Annotated in this window: 17 protein-coding genes; 8 read left to right on the top strand and 9 right to left on the bottom strand. The window is 74.5% G+C overall.

Going from position 1 to position 18,804, the window contains the following annotated elements; genetic code table 11:
• Positions 1-36 precede the first annotated feature (36 nt).
• Together AB0C78_RS27890 and AB0C78_RS27885 are read left to right on the top strand one after the other, a co-directional pair.
• Positions 37-807 carry a hypothetical protein gene (locus AB0C78_RS27890; protein ID WP_360753263.1) on the top strand — a complete coding sequence of 257 codons (771 nt, stop codon included), beginning with the start codon at positions 37-39 and terminating at the stop codon, positions 805-807.
• Positions 804-1,451, top strand: coding sequence for a class F sortase (locus AB0C78_RS27885; RefSeq protein WP_360753261.1), 648 nt, complete (start codon positions 804-806; stop codon positions 1,449-1,451). The genes AB0C78_RS27890 and AB0C78_RS27885 overlap by 4 nt, the downstream gene beginning before the upstream one ends.
• 71 nt (positions 1,452-1,522) lie before the next feature.
• Here the strand turns inward: AB0C78_RS27885 and AB0C78_RS27880 are convergent, their stop codons facing one another.
• A complete protein-coding gene (locus tag AB0C78_RS27880; protein ID WP_360753258.1) occupies positions 1,523-3,325 on the bottom strand; it encodes a thiamine pyrophosphate-requiring protein in 1,803 nt (600 codons plus the stop codon).
• Between the two features lie 171 nt (positions 3,326-3,496).
• Between AB0C78_RS27880 and AB0C78_RS27875 the strand changes: the two genes are divergently transcribed.
• The gene (locus AB0C78_RS27875) at positions 3,497-4,621 is read left to right on the top strand and encodes an enolase C-terminal domain-like protein (RefSeq protein WP_360753256.1); all 1,125 of its coding nucleotides are present in this window, start codon (positions 3,497-3,499) and stop codon (positions 4,619-4,621) included.
• 41 nt (positions 4,622-4,662) lie between these two features.
• Here AB0C78_RS27875 and AB0C78_RS27870 read toward each other — a convergent pair whose 3' ends face one another.
• Positions 4,663-5,301, bottom strand: coding sequence for a response regulator transcription factor (locus AB0C78_RS27870; RefSeq protein ID WP_360753254.1), 639 nt, complete (start codon positions 5,299-5,301; stop codon positions 4,663-4,665).
• On the bottom strand, positions 5,298-6,521 hold the full coding sequence (locus AB0C78_RS27865) for a sensor histidine kinase (RefSeq protein ID WP_360753252.1): 1,224 nt from the start codon (positions 6,519-6,521) through the stop codon (positions 5,298-5,300). Before AB0C78_RS27865 ends, AB0C78_RS27870 begins: the two co-directional genes overlap by 4 nt.
• A 166-nt stretch (positions 6,522-6,687) precedes the next feature.
• On the opposite strand from AB0C78_RS27865, the gene AB0C78_RS27860 reads away from it, so the two are divergent.
• Together AB0C78_RS27860 and AB0C78_RS27855 are read left to right on the top strand one after the other, a co-directional pair.
• Complete coding sequence (locus AB0C78_RS27860) at positions 6,688-7,767, top strand: ABC transporter permease (RefSeq protein ID WP_360753250.1); 1,080 nt, start codon at positions 6,688-6,690, stop codon at positions 7,765-7,767.
• Entirely contained in the window at positions 7,764-8,519 is a 756-nt protein-coding gene (locus tag AB0C78_RS27855) for an ABC transporter ATP-binding protein (protein ID WP_360753247.1), read from the top strand. Before AB0C78_RS27860 ends, AB0C78_RS27855 begins: the two co-directional genes overlap by 4 nt.
• A 265-nt stretch (positions 8,520-8,784) precedes the next feature.
• Here AB0C78_RS27855 and AB0C78_RS27850 read toward each other — a convergent pair whose 3' ends face one another.
• A complete protein-coding gene (locus AB0C78_RS27850; RefSeq protein ID WP_360753244.1) occupies positions 8,785-10,086 on the bottom strand; it encodes an HD-GYP domain-containing protein in 1,302 nt (433 codons plus the stop codon).
• 310 nt (positions 10,087-10,396) lie between these two features.
• On the opposite strand from AB0C78_RS27850, the gene AB0C78_RS27845 reads away from it, so the two are divergent.
• Positions 10,397-11,770, top strand: coding sequence for a glycosyltransferase family 4 protein (locus AB0C78_RS27845; protein ID WP_360753243.1), 1,374 nt, complete (start codon positions 10,397-10,399; stop codon positions 11,768-11,770).
• A gap of 140 nt (positions 11,771-11,910) precedes the next feature.
• Here the strand turns inward: AB0C78_RS27845 and AB0C78_RS27840 are convergent, their stop codons facing one another.
• From AB0C78_RS27840 to AB0C78_RS27825, 4 genes are all read right to left on the bottom strand, one after another.
• Positions 11,911-12,294 carry a BlaI/MecI/CopY family transcriptional regulator gene (locus tag AB0C78_RS27840; protein ID WP_360753240.1) on the bottom strand — a complete coding sequence of 128 codons (384 nt, stop codon included), beginning with the start codon at positions 12,292-12,294 and terminating at the stop codon, positions 11,911-11,913.
• 81 nt (positions 12,295-12,375) lie between these two features.
• Positions 12,376-13,164, bottom strand: a complete 789-nt coding sequence (locus AB0C78_RS27835) for an FAD:protein FMN transferase (protein ID WP_360753238.1) — start codon at positions 13,162-13,164, stop codon at positions 12,376-12,378.
• Positions 13,157-13,618 (bottom strand): FMN-binding protein, encoded by a 462-nt coding sequence (locus AB0C78_RS27830; RefSeq protein ID WP_360753235.1) that lies wholly within the window; start codon positions 13,616-13,618, stop codon positions 13,157-13,159. Before AB0C78_RS27830 ends, AB0C78_RS27835 begins: the two co-directional genes overlap by 8 nt.
• 11 nt (positions 13,619-13,629) lie before the next feature.
• Positions 13,630-14,988 carry a ferredoxin reductase family protein gene (locus tag AB0C78_RS27825; RefSeq protein ID WP_360753233.1) on the bottom strand — a complete coding sequence of 453 codons (1,359 nt, stop codon included), beginning with the start codon at positions 14,986-14,988 and terminating at the stop codon, positions 13,630-13,632.
• 115 nt (positions 14,989-15,103) lie between these two features.
• Here AB0C78_RS27825 and AB0C78_RS27820 point away from each other — a divergent pair, with 115 nt between their 5' ends.
• Together AB0C78_RS27820 and AB0C78_RS27815 are read left to right on the top strand one after the other, a co-directional pair.
• Entirely contained in the window at positions 15,104-15,844 is a 741-nt protein-coding gene (locus AB0C78_RS27820) for a response regulator transcription factor (RefSeq protein ID WP_360753230.1), read from the top strand.
• Positions 15,841-17,262 carry a HAMP domain-containing sensor histidine kinase gene (locus AB0C78_RS27815; RefSeq protein WP_360753228.1) on the top strand — a complete coding sequence of 474 codons (1,422 nt, stop codon included), beginning with the start codon at positions 15,841-15,843 and terminating at the stop codon, positions 17,260-17,262. Before AB0C78_RS27820 ends, AB0C78_RS27815 begins: the two co-directional genes overlap by 4 nt.
• Here the strand turns inward: AB0C78_RS27815 and AB0C78_RS27810 are convergent, their stop codons facing one another.
• Positions 17,263-18,714 (bottom strand): LCP family protein, encoded by a 1,452-nt coding sequence (locus AB0C78_RS27810; protein WP_360753226.1) that lies wholly within the window; start codon positions 18,712-18,714, stop codon positions 17,263-17,265.
• Between the last annotated feature and the right edge of the window lie 90 nt (positions 18,715-18,804).

The raw sequence follows: 18,804 nt of genomic DNA, 5'->3' as shown, positions 1-18,804 counted from the left end.
GCACTGGCGTTCGGCGGTGCCGCCGGCCTGGCGCTCATGGCGACGGCCCCGGCGGCGCCGGCGGCATCGGCCGGAGCCGGTCCGGCCGCGTCGCGCACCGTCACCTACCAGGCCCGGCTGCGGCCGCTGAACCACCAGACCGGGTCGGGACTGCTGACGCTGCGGCTCCGCGAGAGCACCGCGACGATCACCGAGCGGTACTCCGGGCTCGCGGCGCGGCTCAACGGCGCGCCGTATCCGCACCTTCAGCACATCCACGGCGGCGCCCGCGGCATGTGCCCGCCGGCGTCCGCCGACCGGAACGGCGACGGCGTCGTCAGCACCACGGAAGGGACGCCCTACTACGGCCCGATCCAGACGACCCTCTCGGTGAGGGGCAACGTCACGCCGCAGGCGGGCACCGACCTGAAGATCGCGCCGAAGGGGCCGAGCGTGCGCTACGCGCGGACCATCACGCTGAGCCCGGCGGCCGTCGCCTCCCTGCGCAAGGGCATCGCGGTCGTCGTCGTCCACGGCGACGACCCGCGGACCCTCGGCCGCAAGGCGCGGAGCGAGAAGAGCGACGTGGTCCCGTCGCTGCCGCTCGCCGTGACGTCGCCCGCGCTCTGCGGCGTGCTCCAGCCGATGCCGGCGGGCGGCGCCGCGACCGGCACCGGCTCCACCGCCGCCACCGGCTCCACCGTCGGCACCGGCCACGCCAAGGTCGCCTGGCTGTTCGGCGCGGGCGCCGGGCTCGCGGGCGCCGGAGCGCTGGCCCGCGCCCTGCACGTCCGGCGGCGGAACCGGACAGCGTTCCGGCCCGCATGAGGACCGCCCCGCCGCGCGGCGACCGCCCGACCCTCGGCCTGAGCCTGGCAGCGGCCGCGTGCGGCGCCGCCGCCGTCACCACGGTGATCGCCGGGCACCAAGAGGCCGCGCCGCAGGCACCGGCCGCGCCGCGCACCTGGGCGCCGCCCCGGGATTCGAGCCCGGCGGACGGTCTCGCGCTGCCCGCCGCGCCGCCGACCCGGCTCACCATCCCCGCGCTCGGCGTCCGCGCCCGCGTCGCGCGGGCCGGACTCCTCCGGGACGGGACACTCCAGCCGCCGCGGCCGCCGCACGAGGACCAGCCCGCCTGGTACACCGGCTCCGTCACGCCGGGCGAGGCGGGCACCGCCGTCATCGAAGGGCACCTCGACTCGTCCGCGGGGCCGTCGGTGTTCTTCCGGCTGGGCCGGCTCCGCCCCGGCCAGGACGTCCGGGTCCGCCGCGCGGACGGGGCGACGGCCGTGTTCACCGTCGACGCCGTCCGCCGCTTCCCCAAGGACGGCTTCCCCGCGCGGGCCGTGTACGCCGACACGCCGGGGCCGTCCCTCCGCCTCATCACCTGCGGCGGCCGGTTCGACCCCGCCGCCCGCCACTACCGGGGCAACACCGTCGCCTTCGCCCACCTGACCGCCACCGCGCGTTGACATGCGGCGGGCCGCCGCCATGGCACCGCTCATGACGACGGCCCGCCGCAGGCCAACGGATCGTGAAGGCGTCAGTGCTTGCGGCCGGGGAGGCTCTCGTAGAGGTCGGTGAGCTTCTGCCGGAAGCCGCGCTCGGCGATCCCGAACTTCTGCGGGTCCTTGATGCCGGCCTTGACGGTCTTCTTGGCCTGGTCGCTCATGATGTGCGGCGGGATCGGCGGGATCTCGTTGTCCACCACGAACTCCAGCACCACCGGGCGGTCGCTCGACAGCGCCTGCTTCCACGCGTCGGTGACCTTCTTCGGCTCGTCGCAGTAGATGCCCTTCAGCCCCGCCAGCTCCGCGTACTTGGCGTAGGGGAAGTCGGGGATCGTCTGCGAGCCCGGGTACTTCGGGTCGCCGCCCATCGCGCGCTGCTCCCAGGTGACCTGGTTGAGGTCCTGGTTGTTGAACACGCAGAAGATCAGCGGCGGGGAGCCCGCCAGCCGGTTCGCGTACCGCTTGACGGTCAGCATCTCGTTCATGCCGTTCATCTGGAACGCGCCGTCACCGACGAAGCAGATCACCGGACGGTCCGGGAACGCGAACCGCGCCGCGATCGCGTACGGGACGCCGGGCCCCATCGTCGCGAGCGTCCCGGACAGCGAGGCCTTCATGTCGTCGCGGAGCTTGATGTGCCGCGCCCACCAGTTGGTGGCCGAGCCGGAGTCGGCGGTGAGGATCGCGCCGTCCGGCAGCAGCGGCGACAGCTCGTGCGCCACCGCCTGCGGGTTGATCTTGCCGCCGAACGACTGCCCCGCGCGCTTTTCCATCACCGTGTTCCAGGCGCGCACGTTCTCCTCGATCTTCTCCCGCCAGGACCGGTCCTTCTTGCGCTTGAGGAGCGGGATCAGCTCCTTGAGCGTCTCCTTCGCGTCGCCGACGACGTGCGCGTCCATCGGGTAGCGGATGCCGATCATCCGGCCGTCGATGTCGATCTCGACGCCCTTGCAGCTGCCCTCGTCCGGCAGCCACTCGGCGTAGGGGAAGCTGGACCCGATCATGAACAGCACGTCGCAGTTCATGATCATCTCGTCGCTGGCCTTGGAGCCGAGCAGCCCGATCGGGCCGGTGACGAACGGCAGGTCGTCCGGGACGACCTCGCGGCCGAGCAGCGCCTTGGCGATCCCGGCGCCGAGCAGCTCGGCGACCTCGATGACCTCCGCCTCCGCGTTCGCCGCGCCCTGCCCGATCAGCATCGCGACCTTCTTGCCCTCGTTGAGGATGTCCGCGGCCTTCCGCAGCTCCTCCGGGTTCGGCAGGATCCGCGGCCGGCTCCACCCCACGCTGGAGTACACCGAGCCGTGCTCCTTCGGCGGCGACGGGACCGCGTCGCTCTCCTGGACGTCCTCCGGGATGATGATCGTCGCCACGCCGCGGGTGGTGAGCGCGGTCTTGAACGCGCGGTCGATGATGTGCCGCATCTGCCCCGGGTCCATGCAGATCTGCACGAACTCCGACACGTCCGCGAACAGGTTCTCCAGCGCCACTTCCTGCTGGTAGTGGGTGCCCTGGGAGAGCCGCTTCTGCTGCCCGATGATCGCCACGACCGGCTGGTGGTCCAGCTTGGCGTCGTAGAGGCCGTTCAGCAGGTGGATCGCGCCCGGCCCGGACGTCGCGGTGCACACCCCGACCTCACCGGTGAACTTGGCGTGGGCGCAGGCCATGAACGCGGCCATCTCCTCGTGCCGCGTCTGGATGAACTCCGGATGCCCCTTCGCGCGGTCGAACGCGCCCAGCATCCCGTTGATGCCGTCGCCCGGGTAGCCGTAGACCCGGTCGATGCCCCATTCGCGCAGCCTCTCGAGCACGTAGTCGGCTACCTGCTGGCCCATGATCTCTCCCGATGTCCGTCGATGCGCGTGTCGTCCCTTCGCCACGTCCCCGAGGAAGGGCGATGCAAACGAAGGGCAGGGCGGGCCGGGGGACCGCCGCCGCGGCCGCCCGCACCGTTTCGCCGCCCCTCCCAGCGGTAGTTAGAGGCAGGACGAGAGGGGGAGCGGCCGATGGGCACGGGAAGCGGGATCCCCGTCGACGGCATCGCGGTGCACGCGTTCACGCTGCCGACGGACGGCCCGGACGGCGCGGAGGAGGACGGCACCCTGCGCTGGGACTCGACGACGATGGTGCTCGTCGAGGCGAGCGCGGGCGGCCGGACCGGGATCGGCTACACCTACGGGAGCCTCGCCGTCGCGACGCTCGTCGAGTCGAAGCTCGCCTCGCTCGTGGAGGGCGCGGACGCGCTCGCACCGGCCGCCGCCTGGCGCCGGATGTTCGCCGCGATCCGCAACGCGGGCCGTCCCGGCGCCGGGTCCATGGCCGTGTCCGCCGTCGACATCGCGCTGTGGGACCTGAAGGCCCGGCTGCTCGACCGGCCCCTGTTCCAGGTGCTGCCGAGCTTCCACGACCACGTCCCCGTGTACGGCAGCGGCGGCTTCACCAACTACCCGCTCGACCGGCTCGCCGGGCAGCTCGCCGGCTGGGTCGAGCAGGGGATCCCGCGCGTCAAGCTGAAGATCTCCCGGTCCCCGGACGACGATCCGCGCCGGCTGACCGCCGTCCGCGAGGCGATCGGCCCGGAGCCCGACCTGTTCGTCGACGCCAACGGGGCGCTGACCCGCAAGGCGGCGCTGTACTGGGCGCGGCGCCTCGCCGGCGAGTGGGACGTGCGCTGGTTCGAGGAGCCGGTCAGCTCCGACGACACCGAGGGGCTGCGGCTCGTCCGCGAGCACGGCCCGGGCCGTCTGGAGGTGGCCGCCGGCGAGTACGGGTTCGTGCTGAAGGACTTCGCCGACCTGCTGGACGGCCCGTCCGTGGACTGCCTGCAGGCCGACGTGACCCGCTGCGGCGGCATCACCGGACTGCTGCAGGTCGCGGGCCTGTCGGCGGCCCGGCAGATCGGGCTGTCCGCGCACTGCGCCCCGGCCGCGTCGGCGCACGCGTTCTGCGCCGTCGAACGGCTCCGGCACCTGGAGTACTTCCACGACCACGTCCGCTTCGAGCAGCTCGTCTTCGACGGCACGCTCAGCCCGGAGGGCGGCGCGCTGCGGCCCGCCCCCGACCGTCCCGGCCTCGGCCTCGACGTCAAATGGTCCGACGCCGCCAAATACCGGGTCCACGGCCCCACCTGACCCCACCACCACCACGCCCCGGGCGGCGGGCGGGGGCGGGGTCAGCGGGGGCGGATCAGGCCGCGGCGGGTGGCGGTCGCGACGGCGGCGGTGCGGGAGTCGACCTCCAGCTTGGCGTAGATGTGCACCAGGTGCGTCTTCACGGTCGTCTCGCTGAGGAACAGGCGCTTGCTGATCTGCCGGTTCGACAGGCCCTCGGCGACGAGGCCGAGCACCTCCAGCTCCCGCCCGGTCAGCGTCGCGGACGGTGCTCGCATCCGGCCCAGCAGCCGGGACGCGACGGACGGCGCGAGCGTGCTGTCCCCGGCGGCGGCCGACCGGATCGCGGCGTGCAGCTTCTCCGGCGGCGCGTCCTTGAGCAGGTAGCCGGTGGCGCCCGCCTCGATCGCGGCGAGGATGTCGGAGTCGGAGTCGAACGTCGTCAGCACGAGGACGCGCGGCGCGCGCGGCCCGGCCGCGGTGATCCGCCGGGTCGCCTCGCTGCCGTGGATGCCGGCGCCGAGCTGCAGGTCCATGAGGACGACGTCCGGGTGCAGCCGGGACGCCTCGGCGACGCCCTCCTCACCGGTCGCGGCCTCGCCGACCAGCGCGAAGCCGGGCTGCCCGACCAGCATGGCGCGCAGGCCGGAGCGGACCACGGGATGGTCGTCGACCAGCAGGATGCGGATCGGCGCGGTCACCGGCCCGGCTTTCCTTCGAGGTCGCCGGGTGCGGCGGGCAGCGGCAGGCTCGCCACCACGGCCGTCCCCTCGCCCGGCGACGACTCGACGGTCAGCGTCCCGCCCAGCGCGCGGGCTCGTTCCCGCATGGCGCGCAGCCCGTATCCGGTGCCCCCGGCGGGCTCGCCGGGGTCGGTCCGGGTGGGGGACGGGTCGAAGCCGCGGCCGTCGTCGAACACGTCCAGCACCACCATGTCGTCGAGGTAGGTCAGCGTCACGCCGACGGTCCCGGCGGCCGCGTGCCGGCTCGCGTTGCCGAGCGCGCCCTGCGCGATCCGCAGCAGCGCCACCTCGTACTCGGTCGGCAGCTCGGCGGGCGTCCCGGACACCTCGAACCGCATCCGGACGGGCGACCGCGCGCTCGCCGACTCGGTGACGCGGCGCAGCGCGTCCGGCAGCGACGACCGCCGCAGGACGGGCGGGGCGAGCGCGCGCACGAAGCTGCGGGCCTCCTCCAAGTTCTCGGCGGCGGCCTTCTCCGCCTCGTCGAGCCGGCCGCGCGCCGCGCCGGGCGCGTGGTCGAGGTCGCGGCGCGCCGCCCGCAGCAGCAGGATGATGCTCGACATACCCTGCGCGAGCGTGTCGTGGATCTCCCGGGCGAGCCGCTCCCGCTCGGCGAGCCGCGCGGCGCCCGCCTCCGCGCGGACGAGCCGCTCCCGGGTGCGCACCAGCTCCTCGATCAGCCGCCGGCGCTGCTCGCTCTCCCGGTAGAGCGCCGCGTACGCCAGCGCCATCATCGTCGCGACGGCCGCGCCGATGCAGGGCCCGAGCACCTCGGCGAGCGTCAGGCCGCCGCCGTGCCACGCGGACGCGGCGATCGCCGCGCCGGTCAGCGCGGCCACCCCGGGCAGCGCCGCCGGCGGCGGCAGCAGGTGCAGGTAGGCGAAGAACAGCGGGAACGCCAGCCACACGAAGTCGGGGGAGGACAGCGCCAGCGCCACCCACCCCGCGCTGATCACCCCCAGCCACGCGCGCGCGAGCGCCGGACGGGTGCGGTGCTCGCGCAGTCGCGGGACGACCGCCGCCGCGTACAGCAGGCCGAGCAGCACGCCGCCCGCGGCGGCCCAGGCCAGGCCGTCGTGCACCACGCGGACCAGGGCGATCGCGAGCAGCACCAGGAAGGTGCCGTGCACGGCCCAGCCGAGCAGCCGCACCGCCGGCGAGAACGGATCGTCCCTCATTTCTCACCCAGCGTAGGCGACCGGCCGGGTCCCGGAATCGATCGAAAGGTGGATCCGGGGCCGTCCGGAGTAAGGCCGCCCGGCGGTGCGCCCGCACGATGTGCCGGGGGCGCGCGCGGCAGAGGGTGGAAAACGTCCGGATCGACGAGGGAACGGGAGACGCACGGTGTTCGTGGCGCTCAGGGACCTGCGCTTCGCCAAGGGGCGGTTCGCGCTCATGGGCGCGGTCGTGCTGCTCATCACGCTGCTGGTGACGATGCTGTCCGGGCTCACCGCGGGCCTCGCCAGGGACAGCGGGTCCGCCGTCGAGGGGCTGCCCGCCGACCGCGTCGCGTTCGGCACCGCCGCGTCCGCCGACGGGAAGCCGTCGTTCTCCGACAGCCGGATCGACCAGCGGACGGTCCAGGGCTGGCGGGACGTCCCGGGCGTGACGGCCGAGCCGCTCGGCATCGCCATGGGCCGCCTGTCCTACGGGTCCGGCGGGGAGCGCGGCGCGCCCGCCGCCTTCTTCGGCGTGGCGCCCGGCGGGAGGGCCGGCGGCGGTGCCCCGGCCGCGGGCCAGGTCGTCCTTTCGAAGGGGCTGGCGAGCAAGACCGGCCTCGCGGCGGGCGCGAAGATCCGCATCGCCGGGCATGCCTTCGCGGTCGCCGGGGTCCGCGGCGACGCGTCCTACAGCCACACCCCGGTCGCCTGGCTCGGGCTCGCCGACTGGCGGGCGGTGAACCCGCAGGGCGGCGGCGAGGCCGCGACGGTCCTGCTCCTGCGCACGCACGGGAGCCCGGACCTGCGGGCCGCCGACGCGCGGCTCGGCACCACCACCGTCCCGCTCGCCGACGCCCGGGCGGCCATCCCGTCGTTCAGCGCCGAGAACGGGTCGCTGCAGCTCATGCGCGGCTTCCTGTTCGCGATATCGGCGCTGGTCATCGGCGCGTTCTTCACCGTCTGGACGATCCAGCGGCGCGGCGACGTCGCCGTCCTGAAGGCGCTCGGCGCGAGCACCGGCTACCTGCTGCGCGACGCGCTCGCGCAGGCCGTGCTGGTGCTGCTGGGAGGTGCCGGGCTCGGCGGCGCGATCGGCGGGCTGGCCGGCGCCGCCGTCGCGGGACGCGTCCCGTTCGTCGTCTCCGCCGGCACCACCGTCCTGCCGGTCGCCGTCATGATCGTGCTCGGTGCCGGCGGGGCCGCGCTCGCCGTCCGGAAGATCACCTCCGTCGACCCGCTGACCGCGCTGGGAGCCGCCCGATGAGCCTCGTCCTGCACGACGTCGTGCTGACCTACCCCGACGGGGACCGCACGCTGACCGCCCTCGACCGGGTGAGTCTCACGGTCGCGGCGGGCGAGTTCGCGGCCGTCGCGGGCCCGTCCGGCTCCGGGAAGTCGAGCCTGCTCGCGGTCGCCGCGCTGCTGATCGCCCCCGCGTCCGGCAGCGTCGAGGTCGCCGGGCGGGACGCCGCCGGGCTGGACCCCGCCGAGCGCACCCGGCTGCGCCGCGACCGCGTCGGCGTCGTGTTCCAGCAGCCCAACCTGCTGCCCTCGCTGACCGCGCTCGACCAGCTGACCGTGATGGCGCACCTGGCGGGCCGTCCCGCCCGCGCGGCCGCCGGCCGGGCCCGCGAGCTGCTCGCCGCGGTCGGGCTGGCCGGGCTGGAGCACAAGCGGCCGTACCAGCTGTCCGGCGGCGAGCGGCAGCGCGTCGCCATCGCCCGCGCGCTGATGAACGACCCGCGCGTGCTGCTCACGGACGAGCCGACCAGCGCGCTCGATCACGAGCGGGGCGCCTCGATCGTCGCCCTGCTCGGCCGCCTCACCCGCGAGCGCGGCGTCGCGGCCGTCATGGTCACCCACGACCTCGCCCAGCTGGACGCGGTGGACCGGGTCTGGACGATGCGCGACGGCCGGCTCTCAGAAGGCCCCGCCGCCGGTCAGCGAGGCCCCGGCGCCGGTCAGCGGGGCGGCCACGGCGGGCCGCCCTGCGTCGACGCCCACACCCACACGTAGATGAGGAAACCGGTCGCGATCAGTCCCAGCAGCAGCGGCCAGTTCAGCCCCGCCGCCCTGCGCCCACGCCTCGCGCGCACGTTCACCACCCGTTCCGTCCGAGAGTGCGTCACTGGCGATGTGTCCGCACGGACGGGCCCTATGCCCCGGAACAGGCAAACTCGACGAGCGGACTCGGTCCGGAGACCCCCAGGTCAGACGGCATCACGGCCGCGCGTCACGGCGGCGCGTCACGGGCGCGTGTCACGGATGCCGTGGTCGCCCTTTACGTCTGACGGCCCGGTTCCACCGGTGTCGCCGGTGGGGCGTCGACGGGCCGGCCGCGCTGCGACTCCCAGCCGTGCGCGTCCAGGGCGCGCAGGAACGCCTCCACCATCACCGGGTCGAACTGCGTGCCCGCGCAGCGCCGCAGCTCCCGCTTGGCGTCGCCGACCGGCATCGGCTGCTTGTAGGGGCGCGCGGAGGTCATCACGTCGAAGGCGTCCGCCACCCCGATCACCCGCGCGAACTCGGGGATCTCGTCGCCGACCAGGCCCATCGGGTAGCCGCGGCCGTTCACCTTCTCGTGGTGGTGCATGATGCCGGCGAGCGCCTCGTCCAGGAACCCGATCTCCCGGACGATCTCCAGCCCGCGCATCGGGTGCAGCCGGACCGCGGCGAACTCCTCGTCGGTGAGGTCGCCGCCCTTGCGCAGGATCTTCGTCGGCACGCCGATCTTGCCGATGTCGTGCAGCATGCCCGCGTACCGGATGGCCTCGACCCGCTCCGGGCGCATCCCGATCTGCCGGGCGATCATCACCGCGCCGCGCGACACCCGCTCGGAGTGCCCGCGGGTCGCCGGGTCCTTGGTCTCGACGGCCTGGCACAGCGCGGCGAGCGTCGCGTCGTAGGCGCGGCGCTGCCCGAACGTCTGCTCCAGCGCCCACCGGGCGACGAACAGCGGCAGCAGCACCAGCACCGCGACGAGCGGCCCGAGGTCCGGCCACAGGCCCGCGATCAGCAGCCCGTACATCCCGTACCCGACGCACACCCCGGCGAGCTGGCCGCTGTCGCGCACCAGCTCGCCGGGCTCGGACTCGCCGCTGAGCAGCAGCGCGCCCGAGGTGAGGACGAGGTTGACCAGCACGAACGTCAGTAGCGCGCCGACGAACGGGCCGAGCGCGTCCCAGACCCAGCCGGCCCGCCCGGGCTCGAACCGGGCGCCGCCGAGCGCGCCGAACACGACCCCGGCCGCGTAGCCGCCGACGGCGAACTGCGCGCCGTTGAACAGCCGCTTGACCAGCGCGACGTTGCGCTGCCCGGTCGCGACGGCGCTGAGCCCGACGAGCGCGGCGCCGGCCGGGCCGAGGAGCACCACCGACGCCAGGCTCACCGCGAAGCCGAGCGACATCCGGGCCCGCTCGACGTTCAGCCGGGCGGGCAGCGAGTCGCAGAGGACGAACAGCGCGACGAGGGCGACCAGCACGTGCGGGTCGACGTCCCCGGGGGACGAGGAGCCGATCAGGACCGCCGCCAGGGCGATGACGACGCAGACGTAAAGCCAGGCGGCGCGGGGCAGTCCAGGCATGCCGTCTCCCGGGGAGTCGACTCGCGATCACTCTAGGTGTCCGAGCGATCACCGAAAGCATACGCCTCCTTGGCCCTCCCATGGGGGTGTTGCGCGGAACGGATGGGTGCTCCTTTCGCGCGGCGGGTGCGGAGGCCGCGACGGCGATGCCGCACGGCGGCGCCGACCTGAACGTTTGCGGCACGTTCGGGGGCAATCGGGGTAATGCCTGGATGCGGCCCCGGCAGCCGGGGCATGTAGTACTACGTAATCAGTAGTAGGTCGATCGGGGCGAGGCCTGGGCGCTTCGCTCCGCTGGGGGGAGGATGCCGTGACCGGGGCGGGTGGCCGCGAGCGCCGGAGGGTCCTGCGGCGCGCGGTGCGATGGGGCGGCAGGACGGCCGTACGGGCGCTGTCGGCGATGCTGGAACCGCTCGCGCTGCTGCTGCTGAGGCCGGCGAACCGGCGCCGGGCGCGCCGCGCGCCCGCCGCGACGGCCCGGAAGGTGATCTTCCTGGTGCAGCACGCCTACGGCGCGGGCGGCACGGTCCGGACCGTGCTGAACACCGCGGGGCAGCTCGCCCGGCAGCGCGAGGTCGAGGTCGTCGGGCTGATCCGGGAGCTGCGCCGGCCGAGCTTCCCGATCCCCGACGGCGTCCGGGTGTCCAGCCTGGACGACCGGGTCGACCCGCCCGGCGGGGCGCGCGGCCTCGCCCGCCGGGTGCTGTCGCGGCTGCCGAGCCTGCTCGTCCCGGTCGGCGAGCCGTCCTACCGGCGCTGCTCGCTCTGGACGGACCTGCTGCTCATCCGGTTCCTGCGGTCGCTGCGCACCGGCCTGCTGATCACGACCCGGCCGAGCCTGAACCTCGCGGCGGCGGTGTTCGCGCCGCCGGAGGTCCGCACGGTCGGCCAGGAGCACATGAACCTCGGCAGCCACCGGCCCGCCGTCCGCGACCGCGTCCTGCGCCGGTACGGGCGGCTCGACGCGGTCGTCACGCTGACCGCGACCGACCTCGCCGGATACCGCCGCGAGCTGCCGGACGCGCGGCGGCTCGTGTGCATCCCGAACGCGCTGCCCGAGCTGAACGGCGGGCCCGCCGACCCGGCCGCGCGGACGGTCCTCGCCGCCGGGCGGCTCGTCCGGCAGAAGGGCTTCGACCTGCTGCTGGACGCCTGGGAGCAGGTCGCGGCGGACCATCCGGGCTGGACGCTGCGGATCTACGGCGGCGGGCCGTGGCGGCAGCGGCTGCAGCGCCGGATCGACCGCCGGGGCCTGGCGTCCAGCGCGTTCCTGATGGGCCGGACGGGCGACATGGGCACGGCCATGTCCGAGGCGTCGATCTTCGTGCTCAGCTCCCGGTACGAGGGGCTGCCGCTGGTGCTGATGGAGGCGATGAGCAAGGGCCTCGGCGTGGTGTCGTTCGACTGCCCGACGGGCCCGCGCGAGCTGCTCACCGACGGCGTCGACGGGCTGCTCGTCAAGGGCGGGGACGTGGCGGCGCTCGCGGCGGCGATCGGCCGGATGATCGACGACCGGCGGCTGCGCGAGGGGCTCGGGGAGCAGGCCGCCGGCGCGATGGCGCGCTACACCCCGGAGGCGGTCGGCGCCGAATGGGACGCGCTGCTCGACGACCTGGTCAGGCCCGCCCCGGCGCGCCGTCCCGCGAGACGGCGCGTCCCGGAGAAGGAGGCCGGCCTGCTGTAGAGCGGCCGCTGGAGAAAGGCCGGGCTGCTGTTGAACGGCCGGGCTGCTGGAAAACGGCCGCCCGGCGCGAAACGGCCGCCCGGCGCGGAACGGCCGCCCGGCGCGGAACGGCCGCCCGGCGGGAAACGGCCGTGCGCCGTTCAGGACGGCTGGTCGCGGGGGTCGCCGCCGAGGAGCCGGAGCAGGACGTCCTCGTCCTCGGGGGAGAGCTCGCTGACGAAGTGGGCCAGGACGTCGGCGTGCTGGTCCTCGCCGCCGAGGAGCCGCTTCATCTGGACGGCTCTGCGGCCCGCCTCGTCGCGCTGGTACGTGTACGCGTAGCCGCGGCCCGCGCGCTCCCGCCCGGCCTGGCCCTTCTCGTGCAGCCGCGCCAGGACGGTCATCACCGTCGTGTAGGCGAGCGACCGTGCCAGCCGTTCCCCGACCTGCCGGGGAGTGAGCGGCTCGCCGGCCTCCTTCAGGACCGCCAGGACCTCGGCCTCCAGGCCGCCCTTCGCGCGCCGGTCGCCTGCGGGGCTGGGCATGGGCTGGTCCCTTCTCTGCAGTTCGCGACGGTGCGGCACGGCCGCCTCCAACCTACCCGGTCGGCGCCCCGGGCCCGCTGCTCAGGACGCGCCGGACGTCCCGGGCGCGGCGGGCAGCAGCGCGAGGCGCTCGAAGCCCGGCGTCCACCAGCGGGTCCGGTCGGGCGCGACGGCGAACGCCTCGACGCCGGGACGCGCGGACGCCCACTCGCGCGCTCCGTCGCCCATGACGAACGCGGCGGTGGCGAGCGCGTCGACCTCGGTGAGGTGCCGTCCGACGAGGGTGAGGGAGGCGAGCGCGGTGGCGGGCCGTCCGGTGCGCGGGTCGATGATGTGGTGGCCGCGTTCGGCGGTGCCGGACGTCGCGACGGCGAGGTCGGTGCCGGTCACCACGGCGGCGAGCGCGGCGGGGTCCGCGGGGTCGGCGAGGCCGATCCGCCAGGGCTCGCCGGGGGCGGCCTCGCCGCGCAGCTGGATGTCGCCGCCGCCGTTGACGCAGTGGTCGCGGGCCCCGGCGTCGTGCAGGATCGCGGACGCCCGCTCGATCGCCCAGCCCTTCACCAGGCCGCTCGGGTCGAGGCGTCCGGCCGCCGTCGCGCTGAACGCGCCGCCGGTCTCGCGCTCCAGCTCGTCGCAGCGCCGCAGCACGTCGGCCACGTCGGGGTCGCAGCCGGCCAGGCCGATCTCGCCGCGCGCGAGGCGGGAGATCTGGCTGTCGTCGCGGTAGGGGGAGAAGACGCGGTCGACGCGGTGCAGCCACGCGACCGCCCGCGCGAGCGCCACGGTGATCTCGGGGGTGCGGGGCGAGCGGATGTCGAAGGAGAACACCGTCCCCATGACGTGCTCGACGTGATGGACCGACTCAGGCATGGGCGGCGTCCAACGCGCTCTGCAGCGACTGGATGTAGCCCTCGCTGGTGTAGGTGGCGCCGGACACCGAGTCGATGCGCGCGCTGCCCGCCGCGAGCGCCTCCTGCGTCAGCTGCGGCACCGCGAACTGGTTGATCTCCTGGTCGCGGGGGTTCTCCGACGGCACCTGGAGCACCTTCACCGCGGTGAGGCGGCCCTTGGCCATCGTGATCTCGACCTGCACCGGCCCCCACCGGGTGTCGATCACGTCGCCCTTGTAGGTGCCGCTCGACCCTCCGGAGGCCGCGGACGACGACGGGGACGCCGACGGGCCGGGCGCGGCGGCCGCCCCGGTGCTCGTCCCGGCGGCGGACGGCGCCGCCGCCTTCACGGCCGCGCTCTGGTGCGGCTTGAACGACAGCAGCAGGGCGACGCCCGCCACGGTCGACCCGGTGGTGATCAAGGCTCTGCGCATGGACGGCCCCCTCAGAACTCGAACGACTCGTGGCGGATGTGGCGGCGCCGCACCCCCGCCTGCTTCAGCGCCGCGAGCGCGGCGCCGGTCATCCCGGGCGGCCCGCACAGGTACACGTCCCGGTGCCGGACGTCGGGCACCAGGCTGCGCAGGGCCTCCCCGGTGAGCGGCAGCGCGTAGCCCGCCGGTTCGCTCACGAAGTAGTGCACCCGGGCGCCCCGCGCGGTGGCGATCGCGTCCAGCTCGTCCCGCAGCGCCAGGTCCTCGGGGCGCCGCGCCTTGTAGAGCAGGACGACGTCGCCGGGCAGCGTCTCGAACAGCGTCCGCAGCGGCGTGATGCCGACGCCGCCCGCCAGCAGCAGCGCCCGGTCGTGGTGCGGGCGCGCGCCGGTGAACCCGCCGTACGGGCCCTCCGCCCACACCCGCGTCCCGGGACGCAGCCGGAACAGCGCCGCGCTGTGGTCGCCGGCGGCCTTCACGGTGATCCGCAGCCGGCCGCCCCGGACGGGCTCCGACAGCGAGTACGGGTTCGCCGCCCACCACAGCCCGGGCGCGAGGAACCGCCACCGGAAGAACTGGCCGGGGCGCGCGTGCAGCTCGTCCAGGTGCCGCCCCGTCATGTAGATCGACACGACGCCGGGCGCCTCGGCGTGGACGGCGGCGACCCGCAGGTCGTGCCGCAGCCCCCGCACCACCGGCATCACGAACCGGAACCACACCAGCACCAGGCCGGTGCCGCCGTACAGCGCGTACCAGGCCGCCTTCGCCCAGGTCGTGCCGGCGAACTGGGCGCCGTCCGCGAGCTGGTGCCAGAACGCCAGGTAGATCGCCAGGTAGGTGGCGAAATGCAGGTAGTACCAGGTCTCGTAGCGCAGCCGCCGCCGCGCGGCCCGCGCCGAGGTGATCCCGACGCCGACCAGCAGCAGGAAGCCGAGCGTCCCCTTGATCATCTCGGGGTAGTCGAACACGATCGAGACCGTCTGGTGGACGACGTCGGTCCGCGACGTCACCGCGTATCCCCAGATGATCAGCAGCGCGTGCGCGCACGCAAGGCAGACCGTGTACCGGCCGCCCATCGCGTGCCAGCGGGCTAGCCGGTCGGTGCCGACGCCGCGCTCCAGCGCGGGGATCCGCGCCATCAGCGCGAGCAGCACCGCGCAGCCGTAGCCCGCCATCAGCCCGGTGACGCGGCCCGCCTCGGTCAGCCAGCCGTCCAGGCCGGTGACCGACCGGGTGCCGTGCCACCACAGCAGCAGCACCGCCACCGCGCCCGCGTAGATCAGCGCCTGCGGCCACGAGGACGGGACGCGCCACGCCGCGCGGGGCGCCGCCGGCGCGGGCCGCCTGAGGTCATGCCTGGTCGTGGTCATGGCGGCCACCCTGCCAACGGAGTTTCTGAGTTCCTTCTGATCCGCGGGGGAACAGGCGGGTTGAGAGGTTTCTCTGAGGAAACGCAGAGGTTGGAGGGGGAGGCTGGGCCCCATCATGAGCACTCCCGAACCCGCCGGCGCCGGACTGCGCCGTGCCGACGGCACGCCCGTCCGCGTCCTGGTCGTCGACGACGAGCCCGACCTCGCCGAGGTGCTGTCGCGGGTGCTGGCGTCCGAGGGCTGGTCGGTCCGCACCGCCGGGGACGGCGCGGGCGCCCTCGCCGCCGCCCGCGAGTTCCGCCCCGACGCCGTCGTGCTGGACGTGATGCTGCCCGACATCGGCGGCCTGGAGGTGCTGCGGCGGCTGCGCGCCGACGCCCCCGACGTCTGCGTGCTGTTCCTGACCGCGCGGGACGCCGTCGAGGACCGCATCGCCGGGATCACCGCGGGCGGCGACGACTACGTCACCAAGCCGTTCAGCCTGGAGGAGGTCCTCGCCCGGCTGCGCGGGCTGCTGCGCCGCGCCGGGATGACCCGGCAGGCCGGCACGGCGGGGCTGCTGACCGTCGGCGGCCTGGCGATGGACGAGGAGGCCCGCGAGGTGACCCGGGACGGCGAGCTCGTCGAGCTGACCCCGACCGAGTTCGAGCTGCTGCGGTTCCTGATGCGCAACCCGCGCCGGGTGCTGTCGAAGGCGCAGATCCTCGACCGCGTCTGGGACTACGACTTCGGCGGGCAGGCGCACGTCGTCGAGCTTTACATCAGCTACCTGCGCAAGAAGATCGACGCGGGCCGGACGCCGATGATCCACACCGTGCGGGGCGTCGGGTACGTGCTGAAGCCGGAGTCCGCGTGAAGGTGCCGCACGTCCGGACGCTCCGGGCCCGGCTCACGGCGGGGCTCGTCGTCCTGCTGGCGCTCAGCTGCCTCGCGGTCGGCGTCGCCACCACCACGGCGCTGGACCGGTTCCTGGTGAGCCGGATCGACCAGCAGCTCACCCTGGTCGGCGGGCGCTTCGCGGCCAGCCTGGAGCACGAGCACCACCCCGACGCCGACAACCGCCCCGACTCGCGCGGCCAGGCGTCCGGCACGTTCGGCGCCCGGCTCTACCAAGGGCGGGTCACCACGGCTGCGGTCGTGCGCGGGCAGTCCGTCGCGCCGGTGCCGCTGACCGGCGACGACGCCCGCGCCATGGCGGCGCTGCCGGCCGACGGGAACGGCCACGACCTCGACCTGGCCGCGCTCGGCGACTACCGGGTCATGACCGTCCGCGGCGACGACGGCGACGTGCTGCTCACCGGGCTGCCGCTGCGGCCCGTCCACGACACCGTGCACCGGCTGGAGCTGGTCGAGCTCACCGTGTTCGCCGCCGTGCTGCTCGCGGCCGGGATCGCCGCGGCCGCCTGGGTGCGGCTCGCGCTGCGGCCGCTGCGCCGCGTCGCCGCGACCGCGTCCCGCGTCACCGAGCTGCCGCTGGCCAGCGGCGAGGTCGCGATGCCCGAGCGCGTCCCCGACACCGACCCGCGCACCGAGGTCGGGCAGGTCGGCGCCGCGCTCAACCGGATGCTCGGGCACGTCGAGGGCGCGCTGGCCCGCCGGCACGCGAGCGAGGAGCGCCTGCGCCGGTTCGCCGCCGACGCCAGCCACGAGCTGCGCACCCCGGTCGCCGCCATCCGCGGCCACGCCGAGCTGGCGCTGCGCACCCGCGACGGCGTCCCGCCCGACGTCCGGCACGCGCTCGGCCGGATCGAGGCCGAGTCCGTCCGGATGACCGACCTGGTCGACGACCTGCTGCTCCTCGCGCGGCTCGACGCGGGCCGGCCGCTGGAGTCCGAGCCGGTCGACCTGACCCGGCTCGTCCTGGACGCCACCAGCGACGCCCGCGCCGCGGGCCCCGACCACCGCTGGGAGATGGTGCTGCCCGAGGAGCCGGTCACGATCACCGGGGACGCCCGCCGGCTGCACCAGCTGCTGGCGAACCTGCTCGCCAACGCCCGCACCCACACCCCGCCCGGCACCCACGTCACGGTCCGGCTCTCCCAGCCGGAACCGCCGGGCGCCGTGCTGGAGGTGGAGGACGACGGGCCGGGCGTCCCGGCGGAGGCCCGCGACGAGATCTTCCACCGGTTCGTGCGGGCCGACCACGGCCGGTCCCGCGCGGCCGGGGGCACCGGCCTCGGCCTCGCCATCGTCCAGGCGGTCGCCGCCGCGCACGGCGGCACGGCGGAGCTCGCGGGACGGTCGACGTTCCGCATCACCCTGCCGGGCGGGTGATCAGGTCCCCGTCGCGCAGATGTCGCCGTCGGCGTGGATCTCGCCCTCCAGCGTCGGGATCCCGGCCTTCTTCTTCGCCTTCACCGCGGTGAACGACGTGCCGAGGACCAGGTTCACCACCCCCGGGCCGGCCTTCGGGTACAGCGCCTTCTTCGCGCCCGGGATCACCGCGGCGAGCGCGGCGGCCTGCGCCTGCGAGCCCTGCGCGTAGTACACGCCGGTCGTCTGACGGGTCTTCATGGTGGCCGTCCCGAGGACCACGAAGCCCTGCGCCTTGAGCTGCTTCGCGACCTTCGCGGCCGTGCTGGAGCTGCCGGTGGCGTTGTAGAGCCGCACCTGCACCGGCCCGGTCGTCTTCTTCGCCGCGGCCTCGACGGCCTGGTCCTGCCGGATCGCGGTGAAGAACTGCCCGGCGGCCGGCTGGCTGAGCGCCACCCGGTTCGGGTCGGGCGCGTACGCGGCGACGGGCACCGTGACGAAGTCGAGCTTGCCGGCGGTCAGCCCGTGCATGCTCCGCGCGATCTTCACCATCGTGCCGAGGTCCAGGCCCTTGTCGGTGGTCAGCGACTTCGTGCCGGCCTCGGCCAGGTCGTACACCTTCTTCGGGTCGGTCAGCGTCCCGGCGCTCAGCACCTTGTTCGCCAGCGACCCCATGAACTGCTGCTGCCGCTTGATCCGCTGCAGGTCGGACTCGTCGCCGAGGCCGTGCCGGTCGCGGACGTACGCCAGCGCCGTCTCGCCCTTGATGGTGTGCTTGCCCTTGCTCAGGTGGAGCTTGGAGTCCTTGTCGTTCACGTCCTGCGGCAGGCAGACCTCGACGCCGCCGACCGCCTCGGTCACGCTCTTGAAGCTGGTGAAGTCGACCTGCATGAAGTGGTCGATCTTGATGTGGGTGAGGTCCTCGATCGTCTTGACCGTGCAGGACGCGCCGCCGTTGGTGAACGAGCTGTTGATCATCCCGATGGTCACGGCGGCCGAGGCGGTGCCGTCCGCCCGCCGGCACGCCGGGATCGGCACCATCAGGTCGCGCGGGAAGCTGATGCCCATCGCCTGCTTCCCGCCCGGCGACAGGTGCAGCAGGATCATCGTGTCGGAGCGCGGCGGGTCGTTCTTCATGCCGCGCCCGTACTTGGCGTTGGCGCCCGCGCGGCTGTCGGTGCCGAGCATCAGGATGTTCAGCGCGCTGTTCAGCTTCGGCGGCCGGTTCCCGCCGATCAGCTTGTCGGTGTCCTCGTGGTCGATGTTGTGCTGGAGCTGCCAGTAGAACCCGTAGCCGGCGGCGCCGGCCGCGACGACCAGCACGGCGGTGACGATCGCGACCCACTTCAGCACCCGCCGCCCGCGCCGCCGCGGCGGCGCGGGATCGGGGTCGGGGTCCACCCCGTCCGCGTAGTCGATGTAAGTGGGGTTGCTGCTCATCGGCTCCAGCGACTCCGTCTGAATCGTGAGCACCGGTCAGCGGCCACCGCGCTCAGTCGAACCTTGTTCAAACACGTGACTCAGACGACAGTATCCTCTACCGTTCGCCCTTCAGGAACGATG

The organism is Actinomadura sp. NPDC048394 (assembly GCF_040651755.1).
Taxonomy (GTDB): Bacteria; Actinomycetota; Actinomycetes; order Streptosporangiales; family Streptosporangiaceae; genus Spirillospora; species Spirillospora montaniterrae.
The sequence above is the reverse complement of the archived record's forward strand: the minus strand, read 5'-3'. Positions and strand labels throughout refer to the sequence as shown.